The sequence below is a fragment of the Mesoplasma melaleucae genome, assembly GCF_002804105.1.
Lineage (GTDB): Bacteria > Bacillota_I > Bacilli_A > Mycoplasmatales > Mycoplasmataceae > Mesoplasma > Mesoplasma melaleucae.
On the sequence record NZ_CP024964.1, the window covers coordinates 609,086 to 624,084 of the forward strand.

The following is a 14,999-nucleotide window of genomic DNA, read 5'->3' on the forward strand; positions in this document are numbered from 1 at the left end:
ATTCCTTTCTAATCGTCAAGTTTTAATACTGCAATGAATGCTTCTTGTGGTACTTCAACACTACCAATTTCTTTCATTTTCTTTTTACCTTCTTTTTGTTTATTAAGAAGTTTCTTACGTCTTGATTTATCAGCTGCATGAAGTTTTCATGTAACATCTTTTCGATATGCTTTAATTGTTTCACGAGCTAAAACTTTATTTCTTATTGTTGCTTGTACAGGTACTTCGAAGTTTTGACGTGGAATTAATTCTTTTAACTTTTTAGTTAATGCAGCTCCCCTTTGATAAGCAAAGTGTTTATTTACTATCATAGAAAACGCATCAACCATATCTCCATTTAATAAAATATCCATTTTAACTAATTGAGATTCTTGATATCCAATCATGTCATACTCAAATGATGCATAACCTTTTGAAATAGATTTTAATTTGTTAAAGAAATCAAAAATAATTTCAGCTAATGGCATGTCATATACTAGCATCATACGATTATCATCAACAACTTGTAAATCTTTATATGTTCCTAATTTGTTTTGACATAAACTCATTAAGTTTCCAACTGAATCTTTTGGTGTCATAATTTTTACATTTACAAAAGGTTCTTCAATAAACTTGATTTTTTGAGGGTCTGGTAATTTAGCAGGGTTGTCAATTTCAATCATTGTTTGGTCTGTTAAGTGTACACGATAAATTACTGATGGAGCGGTTGCAATCAAGTTTAGATTATATTCTCTTTCTAATCTTTCTTGCACAACTTCCATATGTAATAAACCTAAAAACCCTACTCTAAATCCAAAACCTAAAGCTTGTGATGTTTCTGATTCATAAACTAATGATGAATCAGATAATTCCATTTTTTCTAAAGCATCTTTAAAATCTTGATATTGATTTGTATCAACTGGATAAATTCCACAATAAACCATTGGTTTAAGTTTTTTGTATCCATCTAATGGGTATAATGCTGAATTTGTTACAGTTGTAATTGTATCTCCAACATTAATATCTTTAATTGTTTTAATTGAAGCTGCTACTCACCCAACTTCTCCAGCTGTTAATTGTTCTCTTTTGATAATCTTAGGATTTTTAACTCCTAGTTCAGTTACTTCGTAACTGCTACCATTTGCCATCAGTTTAATTCGATCACCAACTTTAATTGAACCTTCTCTTACTCTAATAGACATAACTACACCTAAATATTTGTCATAATAGCTATCAAAGATTAATGCTCTTAATGGTTTTGCATCATCAGCATCATAAGGTGGTGGGATTTTATTTACAATTGCTTCTAATACATCTTCAACCTTTAGTCCAGTTTTAGCACTAATTAAAGGTGCATCACTACAATCAATTCCAATTGTATTTTCAATTTCCTCTTTTACACGTTCAGGATCTGCACTGGGTAAATCAACTTTATTAATAACAGGGATAACTTCTAAATTATTGTCAATTGCTAAATATACGTTTGCTAATGTTTGGGCTTCAATTCCTTGAGTTGCATCTACAACTAACATTGCTCCTTCACAAGCAGCTAAACTTCTTGATACTTCATATGTGAAGTCAACATGGCCTGGTGTATCAATTAAATGGAAAGTATATTCTTCTCCATCTTTTGCTTTGTAATTCAATTGAACAGAGTTTAATTTAATTGTGATTCCACGTTCTCTTTCAATATCCATTGAATCTAGTAATTGCTCTTGCATTTCACGTTTAGCAACAGTGTTTGTCATCTCTAAAATACGGTCAGCCAATGTTGACTTACCGTGATCGATATGAGCAATGATACTAAAATTTCTAATTTTTGATTTATCCATGTTATCTCTTTCTATTATTAATAGTTTTCTTTATATTTCTCAATAAATTTTACTAAGTCTTCAATTACAGCTTCATTTACGTCTTCTTCTAATAATTTGTTTTTAAGGTTTTGATACAATTTAAAATCAGTATCTAATCCGATTCTTGTGAATCTGTAAAATAACTTTTGTGAATCTTTTCCTAGTTTTGTATAGTTATCTAAACCACCACTTTGAATTAAGATTGGTAGGTCTTTTGTAATGAATTCATTGTTTGCATTTTTTGAAATAAATTTATTTCCATAAGCAATATCTTTAAATGCTGACAAACTTAATTTTAAATTACATAATGGGTCATTATTGTATTTTTCAACAAATTTTAAATTGCTAGATAATCATTGATTATCAATTTTTAACATTATGTTATGTCCGCGGTTTAATCTTTTTGCTCTGATTTTATTTAAAAATTTAGCTTCTGATTTTGTATTGAAAATAACTTGATTCAAATTCATATATTTTAAAAACAAGTTAGACAATAGATAACTATAGTCACGAGTATTCATCAGAATTAAACCAGATATCTCTTCTGAGTATTTAATTGCAAATGCTCTTGCTAAATTTCCACCTAAACCTTGTCCTAACATGAAGATTGGTAAATCTGGGTGATATCTTTTAATTCAAGTATTAATGTTTTTGATATCTTCAACCATTTTACTTCAACCTTGCCGTTTTTCAAAGAAGATAGTTTCTGGTGTGTCATTTTCATTTCTACTTTCACCAAGACCTCTTAATTCAGTTCCAATTAATAAAATATTATGATCTCGCATTAATTTAGCAAAGCCATCATACATTGTCATGTGTTCATCAAAATTTGGCACAATTTGAATTACAGCAATAGGTTTTTTGGGTGTTTTTCATTCAAAATTAATTAATTCTTTTCCATCAATCATTTGTAGTTGAAATTTTCTCATTTTTAAACCTCCTTAACGTATTCTTCAAATGTTGCTTTAGCTGCCAATTGGTCAGCTAAATCATTATAATAATCATTACTATGTCCCTTGACTCAAATAAACTCGATTTCTACTTTAGCTCTGATTTGATCAACGAATTTAATATATTCATTTCCTTCATCAGATTTTGCTTTTCATTCATGATTAGCTCATTTAGCTATTCCTTCATAATCGTGATATAAATATAATTTTTGAATATTGTTAGCATATGCAAACAACATTACTCTTTTTGCTCCTTGTAATTCTCCGCTTACATTTCACATTGATTTTAATTCATGCTCACGATATCTTTTTGAAAAGTGAAATTCTTTATTCTTTCAAATTACTACAGCTCCATATGAGTAAGTATTATCTTCTTTAATAAAACTTCCATCACTATAAGCTACTGCAGTATTTTCATTTGAAGTTATTTTTTTAGTTTTTGATTTTGGTGTTATACCAATAATATATGCTTTTGCATCTTGTTTATTAGTAAATGATTTGTAAAGCGCACCAGTAAATCCTTCTACTTGTGCTTTGCAATCTTCTCAACTAGTATAAACACCAATGTTTCTACCTTTTTTAACAGCATAATACTTCATAAACTAAATCCTCCTTTGTAATTAACAATTAATAAGCTCTTGCAAAATAAACTTTTAAATTAGTTTCTTTATTACAATTAAAACAATTTTCAGTTTTGTTGTCTTGTTCAAATGGAATACAACGTGAATTTGTTGATGTTTGTTTTTTAACATCTTTTTCACATGCTATTTCCCCACAAAATGGAACTAAAACAAATCCTTGGTTTTCAGCTAATATTGTTTTGTATTCTTCAATTGTTTTTGCTTTTGAAGTTCTATCCTCACGATTTTTTAATGCCTTAGCATATAAGTTTACATCGTATTCTTTAATCATTTGATCAACAACTTTTTCAACTTCATTTACATTAACTTGAACTTTTTCTCTTGTATCTCTTCTTGATATTATTACTTGATTATTTTCTAAATCTCTTGGGCCAACTTCAATTCTTAATGGAATTCCTTTAATTTCGGCTTCACTTATTTTAAACCCGAATGATTTATCTGTTTTATCAATATCTACACGGTATTTTGATTTTAATAAGTTTTTAATATCTTCTGTTACTTTAATTACTTCATCAGTTTCTTTAATTTGAATTAATCTTACTTGAATTGGTGAAATCACTGAAGGCAACACTAAACCATTATCATCTGAATGTGTCATAATAATAGCTCCAATTAATCTTGTTGAAACTCCTCAACTTGTTGAGTAAGCATACTCTAATTTTCCTTCTTTATTTTTAAATTTAATTTCATAAGGTTTTGAGAAGTTATCTGCAAAGTAATGAGATGTTCCACATTGTAATGCTTGCCCATCATGCATCAATGATTCAATTGTATAAGTTGAATCAGCTCCAGCAAATTTTTCTCTTTCAGTTTTCTGACCTGCTATAACTGGTAGTAATAATGCGTTTTCTGCAAATTCAGTATAGATATCTAAAATTTTTAAAGTTAAATTTGATGCTTCTTTTCGTTCTGAGTGAACTGTGTGACCTTCTTGTCATAAAAATTCACTTGTTCTTAAAAATGGTCTTGTTGTTTTTTCTCAACGCATAACATTTGCTCATTGATTAAATATTAATGGTAAATCACGATATGACTTAACTTCATTTTTGAAAAAGTTAGCCATTAACACTTCACTAGTTGGTCTTATAAATAAAGGTTCAGGTAATTGAGTATCTCCAACTCTTGTTACCGTTGCTATTTCAGGTGAAAATCCCTCAATGTGATCTTTTTCTTTTTGGAATAATGATTCTGGAATTAGAAGTGGAAAATAAACATTTTCAACACCTATTTCTTTAAACTTTGTATCTAAGTATTTTTGTATTAACTCTCAAATAGCATAACCATAAGGTCTAAAAATAATAGTTCCTTTAACTGGTCCATAACTTGCTAATTTAGCATTTAATACTGTGTCTGTATATCATTGTGAAAAATCTACATTTCTTGGGGTTATTTTATCTAGTTGTTTCATTTTTTATTCTCCTATTTTTACTAATCCATCATGACTTAAATATAATTCTATTTCTAAGCCTAATTCATAAATTATCTTTTTAGCATAATTATAATATTGTTCATCTCTTATTAAAATTCATTTAATTGTATCAAAGTGAATTGATTCAATAATATTAATCATTCCAAATGATCTGTCAAAAATTCAGTCTTTTGTAGTTGTTTTAGCTAATTTTTGTGGATCTATTGCAATCACACAAAATTTATTTGTTTCAATATTTGTATCGCCTGCTCATTTTCAAAAATGAGCTCTTGATGAAATATCGAAATCCAAATTGTTTGAATCTTGTTTTTGGTGATATCCTCAAACATAATAATTTTCATCTTCATTTAAAATTATTTCTTGGGTTGGTTGAATTCCATTTTTTAAAATGTATCAGATATTACGCACATCTGTGTAAAATAAAAAGCTTTTAATTCCTCTTTTTTTAATTAATTCTAAAACTATTTCTTTTTCTGAACCTGCGTTAACAAATAATGTTTTAAAAAAGCTATCTAATTCATTTTCATTTAAGATATCATCTTTATCTGCTCTTCAAAATAAAAATTTATCTTTCAAACTTTTTTTATCTGATTTCACTATACCACCCCAGACTATATAATATTATATAATTTTTTAACTACTTTTGATATAAAAAAGCTACCCATTAAGGTAGCTTTTTTATTTTTACTGGCGGGTTAAAAGAGACTCGAACTCTTGCGCCGGAAACCGACCTAACACCTTAGCAGGGTGTCCTCTTCACCAACTTGAGTATTAACCCACGAATACACTTAATTATTATAACAATTAAGTGTGATATATTCAAAAATTATTTGTGATATTTTTCATTGTTTATAATTTTAAAAGCACGATAGATTTGTTCTGCTAATATAACCCTAAATAATTGATGTGGTAAGGTAATATTCCCAAAAGAAACCTTCTTATAGTTCAATTCTAAGAACTTATCACTATACCCATCACTTGGTCCAATTATAAATACAATTTTTGCTTGTTTTAAATTTTTATTTGTTTCAATAATTGATGTAAATTCTTCTGTTGAATAATTTTTTGAATTTACATCCATACAAATAATTTCATGATCTGAAAATCATTTTAGTTTTTCAATTAGTAAATCTGAATTAATATTTTTGTTTACTATATCTTCTTTTTGATATTCTTCTTTTAATTGAATAACTTGAAAATTGACATACTTTGAAATTCGATTGGCATATTCATTAAACGATTCAATAAAGAACTTTTTATCTAACTTACCAAAACAAATGATTTTTATATTCATTAACTGATTTGATTAAAAACCAAATCCTCCTTTTCCCATTCCAGGCTTTCCTGGTATACGTCCACTTTTCATCATTTTACCCATTTCAAGTACTTGTTTTTTTCCTTTTTCAAATGAATTTATTAATTCATTTAATTCTTTTTCAGTACGTCCTGATCCGCTAATTATTCGATTTTTTCTAGTTAATGATTTTAAAAGCTTTGGTTCTCTTCTTTCTTTTAATGTCATTGAATCCATTAAAATTGAAAACACTACTAATTTTCTTTGAGCATCAGAAATTTGGTTTTCTGAAATTTTTGCCCCTGGCATCATTTTCATAATTCCACCAATGTTACCCATTTTTGAAACTTGAACTAATTGATTTCTTAAATCTTCTAAATCAAATTGACCCATGAACATACGTTTCATTGTTTTTTGCATTGAACGTTCGTCAATGTTATCAACAACTTTTTCAAAAAGTGTTTCGATATCTCCCATTCCAAGGATTCTATCAGCCATTCTTTTTGGATAGAATGGAGCAAGTGCAGAAACACCTTCTCCTTCCCCAATAAACTTAATAGGTAGTTTAGTCATGTATCTAATTGATAATGTTGCTCCCCCACGAGCATCACCATCTAATTTAGTTAGAATAACACCTGTTAGTTTTAATTGATTATTAAATTCATTTGTTACATTAATAATTTCTTGACCAATCATTCCATCAACAACTAATAATGTTTCGTTTGGAGATGCAATTTTTCTTAATTCATTTAATTCATTCATTAAATCTTTATCAATTTGCAAACGCCCAGCAGTATCTAAAATAACTACATCATGACCATTTTTTACAGCATAGTCTAAAGCTTGTTTTGCTGTTTTTAATGGAGATTGTTTTCCTTGTTCAAATACTGGAATATTATTTTTGTTTCCTAATTCAACTAATTGATCAATCGCCCCTGGTCGATAAATATCTAATCCAACTAGTAAAGGTTTTTTAGCTTCTTTTTTAGCTAAGTAATGTGCTAGTTTAGATGATGATGTAGTTTTCCCTGATCCTTGTAGTCCAACCATCATAATTACAGCAGGTTTTTTAGAAAGGTTTAATGGAGCTTTTTCAGTACCTAAAATGTCAATTAATTCTTCATGAACAATTTTTAGCATTTGTTGGTTAGAAGTTACACCTTCTTGAATATATTCTCCAACTGTTTTTTCTTTAATTTTACTTACTAATTCTTTTACTACTTCAACATTAACGTCAGCTTCTAATAAAGCTAATCGTATTTCACGAAGTGTTTCTTGAATGTTTTCTTCAGTCAATGTAGATTTTTTAATATTTTTCTCCATTGATTTTTTCATTCTTTTTGTTAAAAAATCTCCGAATGCCATATACATACCTCCAGTTTAAATCATTATTTATTATACCAAACATAAGAATTAAAATAAAAATGCCGTAGAGAATTTTTTAATTATTCATGATTAATATAGTAATGTTTTAGGTGTTCTTGGAAATGGAATAACATCTCTAATATTAGCAGCACCAGTAATGTACATAATTAATCTTTCAAATCCTAAACCAAATCCAGCTGATTTGTAGAATCCATATTTTCTTAATCCAATATATCAATCTAATTCTTCAGGATTAATTCTAAAGAACTCACATCTTTCAAGGATATTATCTAGACTTGATTCACGTTCACTTCCACCGCATAATTCACCAATTCCTGGAACTAATAAGTCAGCAGCTGCAACAGTTTTACCATCTTCATTTAGTTTCATATAAAATGATTTAATTTCTTTTGGATAGTTAACTACAAATGTAGGACATTTGTTAATTTGTTCACAAATAAATCTTTCATGCTCTGTTCCTAAGTCTAAACCAAAATGAATGTTGTTTTCTTCAAATTTATGACCGTTATCAATTGCTTTTTGTAGAATATCTAAAACTTCTTCATATGTATTAATTTTAAATTTAGAATTAACTATTCCAGTAATTTTTTCAATTAATCCTGGTTCTAATTGTTCTTGTAAGAATTCCAACTCTGCTTTATTTTGTTGTAATACGTAACTAATAACACTTTTTAACATATCTTGCATTAATTGAATGTTTTGATTTAAATCAGCAAAAGCAACTTCTGGTTCGATCATTCAAAATTCAGAAGCATGTTTTGTTGTATGTGAATTTTCTGCTCTAAAAGTTGGACCAAAAGTATATATCTTTTTAAATGCTTGAGCAAATGCTTCACCATTTAATTGTCCTGATACTGTTAAACTTGCTTTTTTACCAAAATAATCATTAGCATAATCCTTGTTTTCATTAACTGTTACAATAAATTGTTCTCCAGCACCTTCAGCATCATTTGATGTAATGACTGGTGTTGTTACATAAACATAATTATTTTCTTGAAAAAATTTGTGAATTGCATAAGCTGCGGTTGAACGTACTCTAAAAATTGCTTGGAATGTTTTTGTTCTTGCTCTTAAATGAGAAATTTCTCTTAAAAATTCAGGAGAATGTTCTTTTTTTTGTAATGGGTAATCTTGAATTGCTTGATCTAATAATGTAATTGTAGTTGCGTAAATTTCAAAAGGTTGAGCTCTTGATGGGGTTGGAACTAAGATTCCTTCAACTTCAACAATTGAACTAACTCTTGATTTTGTTCCTTCATCAAATCCTTCAGTTTCTTCTTTATAAACTACTTGTAAATCATTCAAAGTAGTTCCATCATTTAAAACCATAAAACTAACAGCTTTTCCTTGACGATTTGAACGCACTCTACCAATAATTGTAATTTTTTGTTCTTTTAAAGTTTCATGTTTATAATATAAATATTTAATATCCATTTTAATTTTCTCCTATTTTTCTAAAACATATTTTTCAATAAATTTACCAACACCACCATTTAAGTTAGTATCAGTTTCATATTTTGCTATTTGTTTAATAGCAGGAACAGAATTTCCCATTGCAACTGAATTAGGTACAACTTCAAACATACTCATATCATTCATGTTATCTCCAAAAACTAATACATCATCAATGCTAATATTTAATAATTCCGCTAATTTTAAAACTCCATTACCTTTACTTGCTTTTAAATTAATAAATTCATAAATTGGTATTGTTTCAACATTACTTCTCATTTTATTTAAGAATTTAGCTTTATGTGTATTTTCAAATCATTCAAGCATTGCTGCTTCTTCTTTTTGTTCAACAAATATCATTAATTGAATTACATCTTGATAGTTTGTAAATGTTTTAATGTCTACATTCTCAACATTATATTTATTAACTCATTGTCTGTCTACTAAAGATTTAACTTTAATTTCTAAACCATTTGAATAACAATGAGCTGGAATTTTTGTATATGCTAATGTAGGAATATTTAATTCATACATTTTAAGCATAAATTCCTTAACTAAATCACTATCAATAGTTTTACAGTATCCTGGTTCAAAACTTGAAACTTTTGAGATCACTGATCCATTTGAAAAAATTGAAACATCAGCGTGTTTGTCTACATCAAACATTTTAGCTCTAACTGATCCACTTGATCATCCTTGCCCAGTAACTACAGCAATTTGTATACCTTGTGCTGCAGCTTTTTTAAGCATTACTAAGTCGAATTCGTTAGCTATTTCACCATGCTCTAAAACTGTTCCATCTAAGTCTGTTGCAATTAATTTGATATTTGTTAATTTCATTTATTTAATTTCCTTTTTTCTTATGATTTGTTGAATTTACATATAGTGTGTTAACTTCATATTTTTCTAAAAAATTATTGTCAATAATTTCTTTACTGATACCAAGATTTCTTAAAGCTCTCTCTGTTGCTTCATCATCTTTCATAATTTTGTTTTCAAATTGTAATCATCGATAAACTGTTTGATAGTAATGATGTTTTAATGATAAACAGTGTGTTGAATAATCATAAATTAATATTTCATCATCTTTTGAGAAAATTGATCTTTTTACAAATAATTTCATTGAATCATCAAATGGTGTTACATTATCGTTTCGACAATGTAAGAAAAACATTGGGAATATTAATTTTAAATTTGAATCCAATTCATAATATTGAAAAACATTTAAGTCTTCTCAATCTAAGCCAGTATCTTGAATTTGATTTTTTATAATTTTATTAATTGATTTAAGTACTTTTTTATGGCTTACAAAATGTTTTAATCACATATTTCTTGTATGTACTAGAAGTGTTTTAATACTTCCATAGTATGAGTCAGAAATTGCTCACTTAATATTATATTTTACAAACTCTTCGTTGTATTTTACAACACCATATTGCATTGTAAATCCACCCATACTCATTCCCATTAATCCTACTGTTTCAGGCTTATGGTTTTCATATAGTCATTTCATAGCTGCTCTAAAATCTTTAACTTCACTTGCTCCCATAGTAACAAATTTAGTATTTTGAGATTCACCATGATTTCTAAAATCAAAAACTAAGATATTATATCCTAGTTCAATAAAAGGTCTAGCTTCATATAAAGATCAATATTTATGTCCAGCAAATCAGTGTAATGATACAACTCACTTTTTAGAATTTGGATCAGTGATATATTTTAATGCAGAAATCACAACACCATCTTCTGTTTCAAAGTTAAAAGGAATCAAGTTATCAGTTGCTTTTAATTGCAGCTGAGGACTTTTATAAAATTTACGCATAATTTTATTCATACGCCTTATCTCAGGATAATAATATTTAGTCTTATTTGAATTACCCATTAAAGCTTCTAAAGTTTTATATAAGAATTTAAAACGTAAATTAACCCTTTTAAATATTCTTGTTCCTAACTTTGACCTTGATTGTTTATTTATTGTATTTTTTTTACTTTTGGACATATATTTAATCTCCTTATTTTTATTTTTTTTCGCTGTTTAAGTAATGGTAAATTAATAAATCATTAAAATAATGGAATGGTAATGATTTTGAAATTAAAACGCTTTTATCATTAATTTCAACTCCATCAACAATTAATGTATGAATTAAGCTCGCATTTAATTCAACATCTTTTGAAGGAACTTTTCCTGAAATAAAAATTGATTTACCTTTTTCTTTTTTAATTGCTTGAATAACTTTTGCTAAATGAGTTGAAGTCCCATATTTTGTAAAGAATATATATAAATCATTTGTTTGAGTATTTTTAATTCTATTATTGATTGAATCTCAATCAGAATCTAATAAAGTTACATTTAAACCATGATTATAGAAGAAGTTTGATAGATCCATAGCTGGTCCACGTAATACAGCTTCTCAATAACATATAACAATTCTTGGTGATGATTCAATTAGATTAATTGTTTTAACTAAATTTGATTTTTTAATTAAAGTGTAATTTTGTTTAATTAAATTAATGTAACCATTTGCTACATTTTCATCATTTTTTGCGATATTTAATTCAGCATGTTCTACGTCGTTTGCTAAACAAATCATAAAATCTCTATATCCGTCAATATTAATTTTTTTCAGTAAATTATAAATTGCACTAAACCCTGTTTTTGCACGTTTTGCTAATTCATCAATTTTAATATTTTCTTCAACAATTTGTTTTGAATTATTTTTAATATAGTCAACAATGATTAATTCACGTGATGTTAAATTATCTTCTTCAATTGTTGAAAGTTTTGCTAGAAAAGATCTCATATTTCCTCCATCTTTTTACGCTTAATTCATAAATATTTATAATATTTTATCATTTTTTGGAAATTATTTACTGATTTTAAGTTTTTCATATGCTAATTTAGCTATCATTGCTGCGTTATCAGTACAATATTCCATTTTTGGAACAAAAGTATTTGAAATACCGTATTTTTGACCTAACTCAATAATGATTTTTCTGATTTCACTATTAGCACTAACTCCACCAGCAACTGTTAAAGTTTTTGGTTTAAATTCTTCAATTGCTTTTGCTAATTTTGTTTCAACAATTTTAGTTGCAGCATATTGAAAACTAGCAGCTATATCTGCTACTGGGATTTCTTCATTCTTTTGATTTAAATTATGGATTAAATTGATTACAGCTGTTTTTAATCCTGAATATGAAAAGTCATAACTTTCATCATTTTTTGAAATAGGAAACTTAAAAGCTGTTTGATTACCTTCTTTAGCTAGTTTATCAAGCTTAGGTCCACCAGGATATTCTAATCCAATTACTCTTGCAACTTTGTCATAACATTCTCCAATTGCATCATCTAACGTAGTTCCAACCACTTTAAAATCATTAGGTGAATTAACAATTTCAATTTGTGTATGACCACCACTAACAACCATGGCTAAAACAGGATATATAAATTCATTTTCAATAGATGCTCCATAAATATGACCTTCAATATGGTGTAAAGGCATTAATGGTTTGTTAATGTAGCTGGCAATTGTTTCAGCAACTAGTCTTCCAATAATTAAAGACCCAATTAAACCTGGTTTTTCAGTATATGCAACATAATCTATTGTTTCAACTTTTGTATTTGTTGTATCTAATGCTGCTTTAATAACTCAAGAAATATTTTCTAGATGTAATCTTGCAGCTAATTCAGGAACAACACCACCAAAATTAACGTGTTGTTCTATTTGTGATGAAATAATATTTGTTAATATTTTTCCATCATCAATTATTGAAATTGAAAACTCATCACAACTTGATTCAATCGCTAATATTTTCATGTGTCCTCCTTTTATTTAGTACATTATTATAATTCTATAATATACAAATTAAAAATAAAAAAACTTAAAAATTAATTTAAGTTTTTATTAGTTTAATTATAGATCAAAAGCATAAGTGTATTCAGTTGTATATTTTGACTTATTATCAGAATAAATTTTAATAGTTTCTTTATTTGCTTCACTCTTACTTTCATAAATTAAAATAACTTCATCATCAAGTAATGCATTTAAAGCATTTTTTAAATTTTTCTTAATTGCTTTATTATAGTTTAGTATTTTAATTGTTGATTTTTCACCATCGGACTCATACAATACTTTCCATCATTAATTCAGTCTTTTACATATAATTTTCAGTTACTTTTATTATTATTAATTAGGTTTTGCATTTGTCTTCAACCATTAACATCACTTATTTTTCTTGTACTATTTAATGTGTTTGCTTCTTCAAATTTTGGTCATAAACTTAATACATAGTATAGTATAGTAACTCCAACTGGAGAGAAAGATTCTTCAATTTCTACTTTTTCATTTGTGAAAGTTACCTTCATATCGCCTTCTACTGATTTAAATAATTCATTTAAATCAGATGTTTTAATTGTTTTACCTGCTCCATCAGAATCTGCGTTTTTTCACATGAAACAACTGCTGAAGATCCTGTTGCTATTAATCCAACAGCACCTAAAATTGCTATTAATTTTTTCATTTCTGTAAATCCTTTTTTTCTAAAATGGCGTAACACCATAAAGTTAATATTGCAAAAAAACACTATAGTTGGAAATGTTTATATCGTATTATTGATTATAATCTTTTAATAAACTCTTCATACATTTTTGAAATGTTATACCCAAATTTTTGAGCAACTTCAGTATGTAAATAATCAATTTTAAAAATGTTACCGTTTTTAAACAACATTCTTAAATCAGCAGTGTCACCCATTACCCCTAATTTAACATCTTCAATTTGTTCTAAACCAAATTGCTTAATTTGACTTGCTGTTTGAATAAATTTACTAATGGTAAATAATCTTTTATTTGTTAATAAAATCATGTGGGCAAAAGCATTAATTTCCCCAACAATAATGTCAACAACAAATTCATTAGATACAAAATATTTTTCAACTTCTTGAAATTCTTTTTTGTCTAACAATTCATATTTATTAAAATTGTAAATTTCTAATTTACTTAAGTATTCTTTATTTATCATATATTGATTATACCAAATAAAAAAACACATTAATGTGGCTTATTCATCATTGAGCAAGTTGTTTATTTGGTTAGCATCTTCAACAACTTGCATTACTTGATCTAAATTATCAATGATAGCACCAGAAGCCAATTTGTGACCTCCACCGCCTCATTTAACTGCTAAATCATTGATTGCTAAATTATTTGAACGGAATTCAACTCTTCATTTACCATCTTCTCTAATAGAGAATGTAATTCAAATATCAATTCCTTCAATATCTTTTAGTAAGTTTGAAAATTTCCCATTTTCATCATAACTTAAATTATATTTTTTCATTAACTCATCAGTTAAAATAACATAACCAACTTTATGATCTGTTACTTTTGCTGAAGCAATTAATTCTGATTGTAAAGCTATTACAGGGAATGAACGCTTGTACATAGTTTTATACATTTCTGAAACATCAAATCCAGTTCCAATTAATTTAGCTGCTACTTCAAATGTTCTTGGTGATAATCCACCGAATAAGAATCTTCCACTATCTGTGCATATTCCATGATAAATGACTCTAGCAGCAACTGGAGTGATTTCTCAATTGTTTTGAATTGCTAAATCACCAACCATTTCACTTGCACTTGTATAAGTTACATCAACTCAAGATAAATCTCCATATGGTGTTGCATCTGGGTGATGATCAATTTTTAGTAAATAAGCACCTTTGTCATAATTTTGGTTATCAATTCTTTCAACATTACCACAATCAGTTACAATAACTAATGCTTCATTAAAAATTGATTCATCTGTAAATTCATCAGGTTTACCTGCATGTTTTAAGTATTCAATTTCTTCTCCAAATGCATAAACTTCTTTATTTGGGTAATTTGTTTTAATTAATTCTTTTAAACCTAATTGTGATCCATAAGAATCACCATCAGGAATAATATGCCTTAAAATAATTATCTTGTTGTATTTTTCAATAACGTCTTTAATCTGTTTGTAAATTGTCATAGTT

The 14,999-nt window shown here is 27.4% G+C and carries 17 protein-coding genes and 1 tRNA gene; all 18 read right to left on the reverse strand.

Features of this window, described 5'->3' with window-relative positions:
- Positions 1–8: 8 nt before the first annotated feature.
- Positions 9–1,811: a translation elongation factor 4 gene (lepA, locus tag EMELA_RS03195; RefSeq protein WP_028124262.1), complete on the reverse strand. Its 1,803-nt coding sequence runs from the start codon at positions 1,809–1,811 to the stop codon at positions 9–11.
- Between the two features lie 17 nt (positions 1,812–1,828).
- Positions 1,829–2,761 carry an alpha/beta fold hydrolase gene (locus EMELA_RS03200; protein WP_028124263.1) on the reverse strand — a complete coding sequence of 311 codons (933 nt, stop codon included), beginning with the start codon at positions 2,759–2,761 and terminating at the stop codon, positions 1,829–1,831.
- Between the two features lie 2 nt (positions 2,762–2,763).
- The gene (locus tag EMELA_RS03205) at positions 2,764–3,381 is read right to left on the reverse strand and encodes a ribonuclease H1 domain-containing protein (RefSeq protein WP_028124264.1); all 618 of its coding nucleotides are present in this window, start codon (positions 3,379–3,381) and stop codon (positions 2,764–2,766) included.
- A gap of 28 nt (positions 3,382–3,409) precedes the next feature.
- On the reverse strand, positions 3,410–4,831 hold the full coding sequence (proS, locus tag EMELA_RS03210) for a proline--tRNA ligase (RefSeq protein ID WP_028124265.1): 1,422 nt from the start codon (positions 4,829–4,831) through the stop codon (positions 3,410–3,412).
- A 3-nt stretch (positions 4,832–4,834) separates the two neighbouring features.
- Complete coding sequence (locus tag EMELA_RS03215; protein WP_051584610.1) at positions 4,835–5,449, reverse strand: hypothetical protein; 615 nt, start codon at positions 5,447–5,449, stop codon at positions 4,835–4,837.
- A 91-nt stretch (positions 5,450–5,540) separates the two neighbouring features.
- Positions 5,541–5,630 (reverse strand) — tRNA-Ser (locus tag EMELA_RS03220).
- Between the two features lie 48 nt (positions 5,631–5,678).
- On the reverse strand, positions 5,679–6,146 hold the full coding sequence (locus tag EMELA_RS03225; protein ID WP_028124267.1) for a 23S rRNA (pseudouridine(1915)-N(3))-methyltransferase RlmH: 468 nt from the start codon (positions 6,144–6,146) through the stop codon (positions 5,679–5,681).
- A 12-nt stretch (positions 6,147–6,158) separates the two neighbouring features.
- Positions 6,159–7,511: a signal recognition particle protein gene (gene ffh / locus EMELA_RS03230; protein ID WP_028124268.1), complete on the reverse strand. Its 1,353-nt coding sequence runs from the start codon at positions 7,509–7,511 to the stop codon at positions 6,159–6,161.
- 90 nt (positions 7,512–7,601) lie between these two features.
- A complete protein-coding gene (gene asnS, locus EMELA_RS03235; protein ID WP_028124269.1) occupies positions 7,602–8,966 on the reverse strand; it encodes an asparagine--tRNA ligase in 1,365 nt (454 codons plus the stop codon).
- A gap of 12 nt (positions 8,967–8,978) precedes the next feature.
- Positions 8,979–9,824: an HAD-IIB family hydrolase gene (locus tag EMELA_RS03240; protein WP_028124270.1), complete on the reverse strand. Its 846-nt coding sequence runs from the start codon at positions 9,822–9,824 to the stop codon at positions 8,979–8,981.
- A 4-nt stretch (positions 9,825–9,828) separates the two neighbouring features.
- Positions 9,829–10,983: an alpha/beta hydrolase family protein gene (locus EMELA_RS03245; RefSeq protein WP_028124271.1), complete on the reverse strand. Its 1,155-nt coding sequence runs from the start codon at positions 10,981–10,983 to the stop codon at positions 9,829–9,831.
- A 19-nt stretch (positions 10,984–11,002) separates the two neighbouring features.
- The gene (locus tag EMELA_RS03250) at positions 11,003–11,785 is read right to left on the reverse strand and encodes a MurR/RpiR family transcriptional regulator (RefSeq protein WP_028124272.1); all 783 of its coding nucleotides are present in this window, start codon (positions 11,783–11,785) and stop codon (positions 11,003–11,005) included.
- 63 nt (positions 11,786–11,848) lie between these two features.
- Entirely contained in the window at positions 11,849–12,802 is a 954-nt protein-coding gene (gene tsaD, locus EMELA_RS03255) for a tRNA (adenosine(37)-N6)-threonylcarbamoyltransferase complex transferase subunit TsaD (protein WP_028124273.1), read from the reverse strand.
- 96 nt (positions 12,803–12,898) lie between these two features.
- The gene (locus EMELA_RS03260; protein WP_028124274.1) at positions 12,899–13,114 is read right to left on the reverse strand and encodes a hypothetical protein; all 216 of its coding nucleotides are present in this window, start codon (positions 13,112–13,114) and stop codon (positions 12,899–12,901) included.
- A complete protein-coding gene (locus EMELA_RS03265; protein WP_028124275.1) occupies positions 13,072–13,437 on the reverse strand; it encodes a hypothetical protein in 366 nt (121 codons plus the stop codon). The genes EMELA_RS03260 and EMELA_RS03265 overlap by 43 nt, the downstream gene beginning before the upstream one ends.
- The gene (locus tag EMELA_RS05395; protein ID WP_408630940.1) at positions 13,380–13,544 is read right to left on the reverse strand and encodes a lipoprotein; all 165 of its coding nucleotides are present in this window, start codon (positions 13,542–13,544) and stop codon (positions 13,380–13,382) included. The genes EMELA_RS03265 and EMELA_RS05395 overlap by 58 nt, the downstream gene beginning before the upstream one ends.
- A 56-nt stretch (positions 13,545–13,600) precedes the next feature.
- A complete protein-coding gene (locus tag EMELA_RS03270) occupies positions 13,601–14,005 on the reverse strand; it encodes a PH domain-containing protein (RefSeq protein WP_028124276.1) in 405 nt (134 codons plus the stop codon).
- A 39-nt stretch (positions 14,006–14,044) separates the two neighbouring features.
- The gene (locus EMELA_RS03275; protein WP_028124277.1) at positions 14,045–14,995 is read right to left on the reverse strand and encodes a DHH family phosphoesterase; all 951 of its coding nucleotides are present in this window, start codon (positions 14,993–14,995) and stop codon (positions 14,045–14,047) included.
- Positions 14,996–14,999: the final 4 nt, after the last annotated feature.